Source organism: Nocardia higoensis (assembly GCF_015477835.1).
GTDB lineage: Bacteria > Actinomycetota > Actinomycetes > Mycobacteriales > Mycobacteriaceae > Nocardia > Nocardia higoensis_A.
This window is the reverse complement of record NZ_JADLQN010000015.1, coordinates 16,956-28,615: the sequence shown is the minus strand read 5'-3', so window position 1 is coordinate 28,615 and position 11,660 is coordinate 16,956. Positions and strand designations below refer to the sequence as shown.

Annotated in this window: 9 protein-coding genes and 1 pseudogene; 2 read left to right on the top strand and 8 right to left on the bottom strand. The window is 69.8% G+C overall.

Translation table 11 applies throughout. The features are described 5' to 3' along the window. Window positions 1-230: pseudogene (locus IU449_RS28375) on the top strand (ABC transporter ATP-binding protein); the annotation flags it as partial. A gap of 314 nt (window positions 231-544) precedes the next feature. Here the strand turns inward: IU449_RS28375 and IU449_RS28370 are convergent. Both IU449_RS28370 and IU449_RS28365 read right to left on the bottom strand, forming a co-directional pair. Beyond that, the gene (locus IU449_RS28370; RefSeq protein WP_195005248.1) at window positions 545-2,155 is read right to left on the bottom strand and encodes an ABC transporter permease; all 1,611 of its coding nucleotides are present in this window, start codon (window positions 2,153-2,155) and stop codon (window positions 545-547) included. Continuing rightward, window positions 2,152-3,102, bottom strand: a complete 951-nt coding sequence (locus IU449_RS28365; protein WP_195005247.1) for an ABC transporter ATP-binding protein — start codon at window positions 3,100-3,102, stop codon at window positions 2,152-2,154. The genes IU449_RS28370 and IU449_RS28365 overlap by 4 nt, the downstream gene beginning before the upstream one ends. Window positions 3,103-3,181: 79 nt before the next feature. On the opposite strand from IU449_RS28365, the gene IU449_RS28360 reads away from it, so the two are divergent. Beyond that, complete coding sequence (locus IU449_RS28360; RefSeq protein WP_195005246.1) at window positions 3,182-5,320, top strand: M3 family metallopeptidase; 2,139 nt, start codon at window positions 3,182-3,184, stop codon at window positions 5,318-5,320. Window positions 5,321-5,533: 213 nt separating this feature from the next. Here IU449_RS28360 and der read toward each other — a convergent pair whose 3' ends face one another. The 6 genes from der to IU449_RS28330 form a co-directional block, all read right to left on the bottom strand. Then, window positions 5,534-6,952: a ribosome biogenesis GTPase Der gene (gene der / locus IU449_RS28355; RefSeq protein WP_195005245.1), complete on the bottom strand. Its 1,419-nt coding sequence runs from the start codon at window positions 6,950-6,952 to the stop codon at window positions 5,534-5,536. Continuing rightward, window positions 6,949-7,617 (bottom strand): (d)CMP kinase, encoded by a 669-nt coding sequence (cmk, locus tag IU449_RS28350; RefSeq protein WP_195005251.1) that lies wholly within the window; start codon window positions 7,615-7,617, stop codon window positions 6,949-6,951. Before cmk ends, der begins: the two co-directional genes overlap by 4 nt. Before the next feature lie 65 nt (window positions 7,618-7,682). Beyond that, on the bottom strand, window positions 7,683-8,912 hold the full coding sequence (locus IU449_RS28345) for a pseudouridine synthase (RefSeq protein ID WP_195005244.1): 1,230 nt from the start codon (window positions 8,910-8,912) through the stop codon (window positions 7,683-7,685). Window positions 8,913-8,922: 10 nt separating this feature from the next. Then, window positions 8,923-9,609: an SMC-Scp complex subunit ScpB gene (gene scpB, locus IU449_RS28340; protein WP_416382250.1), complete on the bottom strand. Its 687-nt coding sequence runs from the start codon at window positions 9,607-9,609 to the stop codon at window positions 8,923-8,925. A gap of 23 nt (window positions 9,610-9,632) precedes the next feature. Then, window positions 9,633-10,550, bottom strand: a complete 918-nt coding sequence (locus tag IU449_RS28335) for a segregation/condensation protein A (RefSeq protein WP_195005243.1) — start codon at window positions 10,548-10,550, stop codon at window positions 9,633-9,635. After that, entirely contained in the window at window positions 10,547-11,461 is a 915-nt protein-coding gene (locus tag IU449_RS28330) for a ParA family protein (protein WP_195005249.1), read from the bottom strand. Before IU449_RS28330 ends, IU449_RS28335 begins: the two co-directional genes overlap by 4 nt. Window positions 11,462-11,660 lie beyond the last annotated feature (199 nt).

Below are 11,660 nucleotides of genomic sequence, written 5' to 3'. Positions count from 1 at the left end.
ATGCCGGGCACCATCACGGCGGCGCCGAGGAGGTCGAGGGCATCATTCCGCAGATGCGCGCCACTCCCGGTATGCCGGTCCGCCAGGCCGTCGGACGCCGGCAGGCGCGGGTCCGCGAGATCATGCATACCCTGCCCCCGGCCGCCCAGGCCGCCATCCGGGAGTCGCTGGACAGCAGCGACGACACCCAGATCCTGCCCGCGTATTCGGCCGCGCAACTGCGTCGCTGATATCGACGCGCTGGAGTCACAGGCGATCGACCCGCCGGCGATGGTGCGCCCCGCTGCCCGCGTGTGGTACGCGCACCACCCGTACTGCGCGGTCCGGCGCGGACACGAATCCCGCCCGTGGGCGGGTGGCACGTCCAGGTGCACAGCCGCCTCTCGGCGGGTGCTTCACAGGCGAGGGTGACGACCTCGCGCCGCACGGGGGTGATCCCGCCCGGCTCCGGTCGACCTCGCCACGGGACACCACGGCCCCCAGCGCGAGATGTCTTACCCCGCGCCGGAGCCGGTTGTGCCGTAGACCTGTTCGCGCACCGGTGTCAGTATCCGATATCGCGGCGCCGGAGGCCGGCCAGCCCGAACACCGCGAGTGCCGCGCCGATTGCCAGCAGCACCGCGGCCGTGGCCGGTGAGGCGCTCTCCAGCGGCGCCAGCGGCGTGTGCGTCCACGGCGCGGCCTCGTCGAACCAGTCCGGCAGATCGAAGGCCTCGGCGAACAGCACGGTCACCACGCAGTAGGCGAAGTACGCCCATGCCACGACGGCCGCCGCACGCGGCACCCAGCCCATACCGACCACGGCCACCGCGACGACGATCCACACCGCGGGCACATAGACCAGCGCCGCGGCGGTGAGCCGGGCGGGCTGGGTGAGATCATCGGTCAGGACACCGTGGGCCAGCCCCTCTCCCAGGCCACCTACCGCGGTGACCGCCGCGCTGCCCGCCAGCGCCATGATCGAATGGCTGCCCAGCCAGGCCGTACGGCTCACCGGCCCGGCCAGGATCGGCTCCGCCGCACCGGCCGTTTCCTCCGCACGCGCGCGCAGGGCCGAGGAAATACCGTAGGCGGCGGCCAGCAACGCCGTGATGCCCAGCGTCAACGCCAAATAGGAGTCGACGGCATCCTCGACGCCGCCGGGCAGGTAGTCCGCGATGACCGGGTTGTCCTCGAGAAACTGTTCGATGCTCTGGGCGAAGGATCCGTAGGCCGCGGCGAGCAGGAACGAGCCGACGCACCAAGCAGCCAACGTCGCGCGCTGTAGTCGCCAAGCCAGCCCCAGCGGTGAACTCAGCCACCGTGGGGCGGTCGGATTCCCGCGCCCCGAGCGCACCAGCCCCGCCCCGAAATCGCGCCGGTCCAGCAGGACGAAGGCCCACGCGACGAGCACCACGATCGCGGCCACGAACAGCGCGAGCGGCCACCAGCGGTCCACCACGAACGGGTAGGTGCGCTGGCCCCAGCCGATCGGCGAGAACCAGGAGGCCACGCCGTTGCCGACATCCCCGATCGCGCGCAGCACGTAGGCGGCGGCGATCACGAATGTGGTGATGCCGTAGACGATGCGGTGCGCGTCGGCGATCTGCGCGGCCACCGCGGTCACCGCCGCGAAGGTCATGCCCACCGCGCCGATGGCGATCCCGGTCAGCGCCGAGCCCGCGACCGGCAAGCCGGTGCCGACTCCCGCGCCGAAGAGCACCACCGCCACGGCCACGTTGGCGACGAAAGCCAGCGCCAGTGCCGCGATCACCGGCGCCCGGCGCCCGATCCTGGTCGAACGCAACAGTTCCGCGCGACTGGTCTCCTCGTCGGATCTGGTGTGCCTGCCGACCAGGAACATGCTCATCAGCCCGGCTACCACGGCGAGATAGGTGAACATCTCGAACAGGATTTCCCCGCCGATCGTTTCCAGCGATCGGGTCGGCCCGCCCATGGCCAGTGCGGCGGCATTGCCGCTCATCGTGGCCCGCAACTGCGCCAGCTTGGCCGGGGTGTCGTAGAAGTTCTGACTGCTCACCGACTGGAACGCCAGCAGCGCGCCCAGACCGGCCAGCCACCACGGCAAGGTGAGGCGCTCCCTGCGCAGCGCGAAACTCAGCAGCGCCGGCCAGCCGGTCGTGCCCGCGGCCTCGGCGCGGGTCTGCACGGTCATGAGCTCGCCGCCCGGGAGGCCGGAGCCCCCGCCTGATCCGTTTCGGAGCTGGCGGATGTGCCCTCGGCAGCATAGTGCCGCAGGAACAGATCCTCGAGTGTCGGCGGCGCGCTGGTCAATGCTCGCACTCCCGACGTCGCCAGCACACGCAGCGCGGCATCCAGGCCGGGACCATCCACTTCGAAGCGGACGTGGCCGTCTTCACGCACCAGATGATGCACGCCGTCGATCGATTCCAGGCCGGTGACCGGTCGCTCGGTTTCGGCGGTGACCGTGGTGCGGGTGAGGTGCCGCAGTTCGGAGAGGGTCCCGCTTTCCACGGTGCGTCCGTTGCGGATGATGCTGACCCTGTCGCACAGTGCCTCCACCTCGGCCAGGATGTGGCTGGACAGCAGCACCGTGCGTCCCTGCCGGACCAGCTCGCGCACAGACTGCTGGAACTGAGCCTCCATCAGCGGATCGAGACCGACGGTCGGCTCGTCCAGCAGGAAGAGTTCGGCATCGGAGGAAAGGGCGGCCACCAGCGCGACCTTCTGCCGGTTGCCCTTGGAGTATGTCCGCGCCTTGCGGCTCGGGTCGAGATCGAATCGCTCCAGCAGTTCCGCACGCCTGCGCGGATCGACATCGCCACGCAGCCGGGCCATCAGGTCGATGACCTCGCCGCCGGTGATTCCCGGCCACAATGTCACCTCACCGGGGACATAGGCCATCCGGGCGTGCAGGGCGACGGCTTCCCGCCAGGGATCCATTCCCAGTACCCGCACCCGGCCCGCGTCGGTGCGATAGAGCCCCAGCAGCACCCGGATCGCGGTCGTTTTTCCGGCTCCGTTCGGCCCGAGGAAGCCGTGCACCTCCCCTTCCGTGACCTCGAGATCGAGGCCGTCGAGAGCCCGCACCGGCCCGAAGGTCTTGACGAGGCCTTCGATGGAGATCACCGCTTCGCTCATGGGTCCATACTGCACCCGTCGACGCCGGTGTGCGCTCGACTCGAAGGTAGAAGATCGAATCGAGTTCTACAGTCGACAGATGACCAGCAATCCGTTCTTCGAGCGCAGCGCCCTGCCTTTCGAGTTGCCGCCGTTCGCGGACATCACCGAGGAACACTATCTGCCCGCGTTCGAACGCGGCATGGCCGAGCAGCTGGCGGAGGTGGCAGCGATCGCGAACTCCGAACAAGCGCCCACCTTCGACAATACGATTGTGGCGTTGGAGCATTCGGGAACATTGCTCACGCGGGTGAGCGCCGCGTTCTTCAACAAGTCCTCCGCGGATTCCACGCCGGGCATCGACGCGATCGAGGCGGAGGTGTCGCCACGCTTGGCGGCCCACCGTGACGCGATCCAGCTCGACCCCCGCCTGTTCACCCGGATCGAAACCCTCTACGACCGGCGCGAGGAATTGGGGCTGGACGCACAGGACATGCGCCTGCTCGAGCAATACCACCTGAAATTCGTCCGGGCCGGTGCGCGACTCGACGCGGCGGGGCAGCAGCGGCTGCGCGAACTGAACGCCGAACTGGCGGCGGCGGCGACACAATTCGGTCAGAGCCTGCTCGCGGTCACCAATGCCGCGACCGTGGTGGTGACCGACGAACAGGAACTGGCCGGGTTGGCCCCGAGCGCGATCACGGCCGCGGCCCAGGACGCCAGGTCGCTCGGCCGCGACGGTGCGTGGGCGCTGCGCCTGCAGAACGTGTCGAATCAACCGATGCTGGCCGAGCTGGCCGATCGGGAACTGCGGCGGCGGGTGCTGGACGCCTCGTTGAACCGCGGGTTCGAGGGCCGCCGGTCGGACGAGGGCGAGCCCGTGGGCGACGAGGCGGGGAATCCGACAGGCCACGGCGATGCCGATACCGCAGCGACCGGAGACAGGGCGGCCGATGTCGTCAACGCTGTCCTGGCAGCGCGAATCGCCGCATTACGCGCGGAGCGAGCAGCCTTGCTGGGCTACCCCGACCACGCGAGTTACGCGGTGGCCGATCAGACCGCGAAGACCGTCGGGGAGGTGGAGCGGATGCTGGCTCGGCTCGTGCCGCCCGCGGTCGCCAACGCCGCACGCGAGGCCGACGATCTCGCCGAGGCGATGCGCGCCTCCGGGACCGACGGCGACCTGCGACCGTGGGACTGGCAGTACTGGTCGGAAAGGCTTCGCGCCGAGCGGTTCCACTTCGACGGTTCGGCGCTTCGCCCCTACCTGGAGTTGGAGCGGGTGCTGTGGGACGGTGTCTTTCACGCCGCCGAACTGGTCTACGGCATCACGTTGCGTGAGCGCGACAACCTGATCGGCTACCACCCGGACGTTCGCGTCTTCGAGGTGTTCGACGCCGACGGTTCACCGCTCGGCCTGTTCCTCGGCGACTATTTCGCCCGCCCGTCCAAGCGAGGCGGGGCGTGGATGAACGAACTCGTCGCGCAGTCGCACCTGCTGGGTACCCGGGCGGTCGTGGTGAACAACCTCAATATCGCCCGGCCGCCCGCCGGCGAGCCCGTCCTGCTGACCTGGGACAACGTACGCACCCTCTTCCACGAGTTCGGCCACGCCCTGCACGGCCTGTTCTCGGACGTGCGCTACCCCTTCTTCTCCGGCACCGAGGTTCCTCGCGATTTCGTGGAGTTCCCCTCCCAGGTCAACGAGATGTGGATGGACCGCCCGGATATCCTGTCCCGCTACGCGCGCCACATCGACACCGGGGAACCGATCCCCGCCGAGCTGGTCGAGCGGATGCGCGCGGCCACCCGCTTCGGCGAAGGATTCCGCACCGTGGAATACCTCGCCGCCACCCGACTGGACTGGGCCTGGCACCGCCTGCCCTCCGGCGAGAACCCCGGGGACGCAGATAAATTCGAGCAGCGCGCTCTGCAGGAGGCAGGCCTGGCCGTCGAAGCCATCCCGCCGCGCTACCGCACGGCCTACTTCGCGCACATCTTCTCCGGCGGTTACGCGGCGGGCTACTACTCCTACATCTGGAGCGAAGTGCTCGACGCCGACACCGTGCGCTGGTTCGACGACGGCGCGGGCACGATCCGCGAGAAGGGCGAGATCTTCCGCCGTGAACTCCTCGCCCGCGGCGGGTCGGTCGATCCGATGGAGGCGTTCGCCGCCGTGCGCGGACGCGGGCCGGACATCGAGCCGCTGCTCGAGCGGCGCGGGCTGATCCCGGCCTGAGGGAAGTATCCGCACCCGAGCCGCTCCCGGGTGCCGCACATCATGTCCGAGCGGAAGACGGTGACCGGCAGACCGCACAGGTCCGTGGGCCTCGCGCAGCAGGACCTCGCCCGCCCATTTGCTGGTGCAACTCCCCCAACACGTTAGCTCACCTAAGAATCCCCTGTAACATTCGGCTCCGGGGTGCGCGGATCGCGCACCCCGGAGCCGAACTCACTTCTTGCCGCGATCCCGCTTCTCGCGCACACGCACCGAGATACGCACCGGCGAACCGTCGAAACCGAACTCCTCACGCAGCCGCCGCTCCAGGAACCGGCGGTAACCGGCTTCCAGGAAGCCGGTGGTGAACAGCACGAACGTCGGCGGGCGGGTGGAGGCCTGCGTCGCGAACAGCACGCGCGGCAGTCGGCCACCGCGCATCGGCGGCGGAGTCGCGGCCACGACCTCCTTGAGCCAGTTGTTCAACCGGCCGGTGGAGATGCGCTTGTCCCAGGACTCGAGCGCGGTCTCCATCGCGGGCACCAGCTTCTGCACGGCCCGGCCGGTGTGCGCGGAGATGTTGACCCGCTGCGCCCACGGCACCCGCACCAGATCGCGGTCGACCTCCTTGTCCAGCTGCAACCTGCGGTCCTCGTCGACGAGGTCCCACTTGTTGAACGCCAGCACCAGCGCCCGGCCGGAATCGGCGACCAGGCTGATCACCCGCAGATCCTGCTCGGTGATCGGCTGGGAGGCGTCGATCAGCATGATCGCGACCTCGGAGGCCTCCAGCGCCGACTTGGTGCGCAGGGAGGCGTAGAACTCGGTGCCGCTGGCATTGGTGACCTTGCGGCGCAGGCCGGCGGTGTCGACGAACTTCCAGATCTTGCCGCCGAGTTCGACCAGCGAGTCCACCGGGTCGACGGTGGTGCCCGCGACATCGTGGACGACCGAACGCTCGTCGCCTGCGAGCTTGTTGAGCAGGCTGGACTTGCCGACATTCGGCTTGCCGACCAGCGCCACGCGACGCGGTCCGGTGCCGCCGGTGCCCTCGCGCGGAGTCTCCGGCAGCACGGCGAGCACGTCGTCGAGCAGATCGCCGGTGCCGCGGCCGTGCGCGGCGCTGACCATCCGCGGCTCGCCCAGCCCCAGCGACCACAGGGTCGCGGCCTCGGCTTCCACACGTTGGTCGTCGACCTTGTTGGCGACCAGGATCACCGGGATCTTCGAGCGGCGCAGCTTCTTCACCGCCGCCTCGTCGGTCGCGGTCGCGCCGACGGTGGCGTCGACCACCAGCAGGATGGCGTCCGCGGTCGACATGGCCAGTTCGGCCTGCCGGGCCACCGCCTGCTGCAGGCCCTTGGCGTCGGGCTCCCAGCCGCCGGTGTCCTGCACCAGGAAGCGTCGTCCCGCCCAGTTCGCCTCGTAGGAGACGCGATCGCGGGTGACGCCGGGGATGTCCTCGACGACCGCTTCGCGGCGGCCGAGAATACGGTTGACCAGGGTCGACTTACCGACGTTCGGGCGGCCGACCACGGCCAGGGTCGGCATGGCGAGGTGTTCTTCGCCCTCGTGCTCCCCCTCGAAATCGACGAGTTCCCATTCGGATTCGTCGCTCCAGATGCCGTCTCCGGCGAGTACGTCGTCGCTCACTGTGCACTTCCTGTCGCGATACGCTGCGCCACGACGCGATACAGCTCGTCGATGACCTCGTCCATGGTCAGCTCGCTGGTGTCCACGAGCACCGCGTCCTCGGCGGGACGCAGCGGGGACACCGCGCGGGTGGAGTCGAGGGTGTCGCGGCGCTGCACGTCGGCCAGCACGGCCGCGTAGTCGTCGCCGCGCCCCTCGCGGATATTCTGTTCGTTGCGCCGCTGGGCGCGCGCCTGCGCGGAAGCGGTCAGGTAGATCTTCGCGTCGGCGTCGGGCAGCACGACGGTGCCGATGTCGCGGCCCTCGACCACGATCCGCCCGGCCTCCGCGGCGATCGCGCGCTGGGTGGCCACGAGCACCTCGCGCACCTCGCCCACCGCGGAGACCGCCGAGACGGCCTTGGTGACGGCATCGCCGCGGATCTCCGAGGAGACGTCCTCGCCGTCGAGTTCGACGAACTCGCGGGTGGGGTCGGTGCCGATGCTCAGCGGCAGTTCCTTCACCGCGGCGATGACGGCCGCCGGATCGTCGAGGTCCGCGCCCGCGCGCAGCACGCGCAGCGTCGCCACCCGGTACATGGCGCCGGTGTCCAGGTAGCGGGCGCCGAGCCGGATCGCGAGCTTGCGGGAGACGCTGGACTTGCCGGTCCCCGAGGGCCCGTCCATCGCGACGGTCAGCGGGCCGTCGCCGGACACCGCGTCCTCGAGTTCCGCCGGAACCCGCACACCGTTCACAGCTGCACCGCCTCGTAGAGTTTGCCGATTTCGTCGCGGCCGAGCACCCGCAACGTGCCCGGCCGTTGATCGCCCAGCACCACCGGGCCGATGTGGGTGCGCACCAGCCGGGTCACCGGGTGGCCGACCGCGTCGAGCAGCCTGCGCACGATGTGCTTACGGCCTTCGTGCAGCACGATCTTCACCAGCGAACGCCCTTCGCCGATCTCGAGCACCTGGAAGCGGTCGACCTTGGCCGGACCGTCGTCGAGTTCGACGCCCTCGCGCAGGCGCTTGCCGACGACCTTGTTGTCGACCACGCCGTGCACGGTCGCCAGATAGGTCTTGGACACCTCGTAGGAGGGGTGCATCAGGCGGTGCGCGAGGTCGCCGTCGTTGGTGAGCAGCAGCAGGCCCTCGGTGTCGGCGTCGAGGCGACCGACGTGGAACAGACGCTGGCCCGCGGCAATCCGCTCGGCGACGATGTCGCCGACACAGGGGCGGCCCAGGTCGTCGGACATGGTGGACTGCCAGCCCTTGGGCTTGTTCAGCGCGACGTGCACGAGTTCATCGCGCACCACCACGCGGGTGCCGTCGACGCGGACCACCGCGGTCTGCGGATCGATACGCAGGCCCTGCTCACGCACGATCATGCCGTCGACCTCGACCCGCCCCTGGTCGATCATCTCCTCGGCCGCGCGCCGGGACGCGACACCGGCCTTGGCCAGTACCTTCTGCAGTCGCTCGCCCTCACCCCACGGCAGCTTGGCGGGGCCCTCGGTGTGAGTGGGCTCGACGTTCTGACGGCGTGCGGGCTTGGCGTTGCTCAGCAGCGGGGCGACGGCGGCCTGTCGCTGCGGCTTGGGATTCTTGGCCTTCTTGCCGGTCGGCTTGTGCGCGCCGGCGGCGGGTTTGAACTGTCCGGCGGGCTTGGGCCGCCCGGCGGTGGACCCGCCTTGGGCGGCGGGACGGCCCTGGGCGGCGGGACGGCCGGACCGCTGACCGGCCGCGGACTGACCACCGCTGCGCTGGCCACCGGCGGACTGACCGCCACTGCGCCTGCCGCCCGCGGCGTGACCGCCGCGGTCGTCGTTGTCCCAGGAAGGTGCGCCGTCCCGGCGAGGGCCGCCGCGCTGGGCGGCGCGGGCGCCACGTGACCCCGTGCCGCGGCTCGCGCCGCCACGGGCGGGCTGGCCGCCTTGTTTCCTACGATCCGGTGTGCCATCTCGGCGAGCGGGGGTATTCATATGTCCTTCGTCAATCCTCGGTGCCGAGGTCCAGGTCGGCCTCGGCGGGTTTGCGCAGCCTGGTGTACCGGGGATCGGTCTCCAAGCTGTCGTTGATCTCGTCGATCAGGTCGACGCCGGGAAGCAACGGCGCCAACGGTGGCAGGTCCGACAACGACGCCAGCCCGATTCGCTCCAGGAACAACTCGGTGGTGCGGTAGAGCGTGCCGTTCGTCTCCGGGTCGGTCCCGGCTTCGGTGATCAGGCCGCGCGCGAGCAGCGTGCGCATCACGCCGTCGACGTTCACGCCACGCACCGCGCTCACCCGGTTCCTGGTCACCGGCTGGCGGTATGCCACGACCGCCAGCGTCTCCAACGCCGCCCTGGTCAGTTTCGTCCTGGCGCCGTCGAGCAGTACGCGCTCCACATACGGTGCGTACTCGGTGCGAGTATAGAAGCGCCAGCCGTCACCGACGAAACGAAGATCGATGCCGCTGCCGCGCGCGGTGAGTTCCGCCGACATCTGACGCAGCGCCTTCTCGACCCGTTCGGTGGTGTCGTCCAGGGCCGCCGCCAGCTGCTCTACCGGCGCGGGAGCGTCCACGACGAGCAGCATGGCCTCCAGCGCGGAGCGGAATTCCGCCTCATCCAGCGCGGGTGCGGTGATGTCGGACACCCCACCGGTCCGCGCGGGCGTCTCCGGCGTCCCCGCGGTCACGGCCGCGCCGTTCGGGATCTCGCTCACCCGTAGTCCTCCTCGAATGTCACGGTCGCCGCGGGCTCGCCGTCGACCGGATCGCCGAGCCAGCTGACGGCCAGCGGGCCCAGTGGATCGGGCTGGTCGAATTCGATCGTCTTGCCGCGGTAGAGCTCGAGCAGCGCCAGGAATCGCGCGACGATCTGCACCGGGACTTCGCAGTCGGCGACCAGTTCGGCGAAGGTGGTCCAGCCGCCGGGCCCGCGCCCTTTGAGCATCTCCAGCACCAGTGCGGCCTGTTCGGCGACCGAGATGGTGTGCTGGTGCAGGTGGTCGAGCCCCACTCTCGGCGCGGGGCGTGGCCGGAACGCCGCCGCGGCGATATCGGCGAAACCGGCCACGTCGACGCCGAGCGTGACCTCGGGCAGCAGACCGGCGAAACGTTCCTCGAGGCCCACCGCGCGCGGGTAACGGCGCAAGGCGACGGCTTCCAGTTCACCGAGCAACTCGGCCACCTGCTTGAACGCCCGGTACTGCAGCAGGCGGGCGAACAACAGGTCGCGGGCTTCGAGCAGCTCGAGGTCTTCGGCGTCGGTCATCTCACCCGCGGGCAGCAACCTGGCGGCCTTGAGGTCGAGCAGGGTGGCCGCGACGACGAGGAACTCGGTGGTCTGGTCCAGGATCGTGTCCGCGCGCAGACCGGTCTCGGTGTTCATGCTCGCGGTCAGTGCCTTGGTGTAGGCGATGAACTCGTCGGTGACCTGGTGCAACGCCACCTCGGTGACGTCGAGCTTGCGGGAACTGATCAGGGTGAGCAGCAGATCGAAGGGGCCTTCGAAATTGCTCAGCTTCAAACGGAAACCCGTCGCGGGCTCGGCGCCGGCATCCGAGACGGGCTCCGGTCGGTCGGGTTCTACCTGGTCGAGAACATTCGGCGCCGCGGGGTCGGTGGCCGCGCTCACCGGCCGGACCGGTGGATGACTTCCCGTGCCATCGCCCGATACGCTTCGGCCCCGCCGGATTTCGGCGCCCAGGTGGTGATCGGCTCCCCCGCGACGCTGGCGTCGGGGAAGCGCACGGTACGCGCGATCGCGGTGTCGTACACGACGTCGCCGAACACCTCCACGACGCGCGACATCACCTGACGCGAGTGCAGCAGGCGGGCATCGAACATGGTGACCACGATGCCGTACAGGCTCAACCGGGGGTTGAGCCGGTCGCGGACCTTCTCGACGGTGTCGTTGAGCAGGGCCAGTCCGCGCAGCGAGAAGTACTCGCACTCCATCGGGATGATGACGCCGTCCGAGCAGGCCAGCGCGTTCACGGTGAGCAGGCCGAGCGAGGGCTGGCAGTCGATGAGGATGTAGTCGTAGCGGTCGCGCACCGGCTCCAGCGCGCGCCCGAGGGTCTGCTCGCGGCCGACCTCGTTGACCAGCTGGATCTCCGCCGCCGAGAGGTCGATATTGCTCGGCAACAGGTCCATGCCCTCGACCTTGGTGTGCATCAGCACGTCGTCGATGGAGGTACGCCCGCCGACGAGCAGATTGTGCACGGTGTTGTCGAGATCGTGGTGGGCCACGCCGAGGCCTGCCGAGAGCGCGCCCTGCGGGTCGAGGTCCACCAGCAGCACGCGGCGGCCGTATTCGGCCAGCGCCGCGCCGAGGTTGATGGTCGAGGTTGTCTTGCCGACGCCGCCCTTCTGGTTGCACATGGCCACGATCAGGGCGTTGCCGTGCACGGCCACCGGCGGCGGATCGGGCACCAGACGCAACGGACGCCCGGTCGGGCCGAGTTCCCCGGACTCCGGAACCGGCGGTGCGCCGCCGCCCCACAGTGTCTCCGATGCCGTCTCCGCGTCGTCGACCGGTCGCAAGCCGGCCGGCTGCGCGTCGCCGTCGTTCGGCGGCTGGGTGTCGTTGCGCGGCTGGGCCTGGGCTCCGTAACGCGGCTGGGCCGCAACAGACTGCCCCGCCGCAGCACCGTAGGGCGGCTCCGCCGCGCCGGCTGTCGTCACGATCCGCTGCTCCTTATACGTTCCTGCCCGTTGCCGAGCGTCGCCAGGACGCTTCGCC

Excerpts from the sequence above, each read along its gene's own strand:
- IU449_RS28345 (WP_195005244.1), bottom strand. The coding sequence starts at position 8,912 with ATGAATACCCCCGCTCGCCGAGATGGCACACCGGATCGTAGGAAACAA.
- IU449_RS28360 (WP_195005246.1), top strand. The coding sequence starts at position 3,182 with ATGACCAGCAATCCGTTCTTCGAGCGCAGCGCCCTGCCTTTCGAGTTG.
- IU449_RS28370 (WP_195005248.1), bottom strand. The coding sequence starts at position 2,155 with ATGACCGTGCAGACCCGCGCCGAGGCCGCGGGCACGACCGGCTGGCCG.
- cmk (WP_195005251.1), bottom strand. The coding sequence starts at position 7,617 with ATGGACGGGCCCTCGGGGACCGGCAAGTCCAGCGTCTCCCGCAAGCTC.
- IU449_RS28365 (WP_195005247.1), bottom strand. The coding sequence starts at position 3,102 with ATGAGCGAAGCGGTGATCTCCATCGAAGGCCTCGTCAAGACCTTCGGG.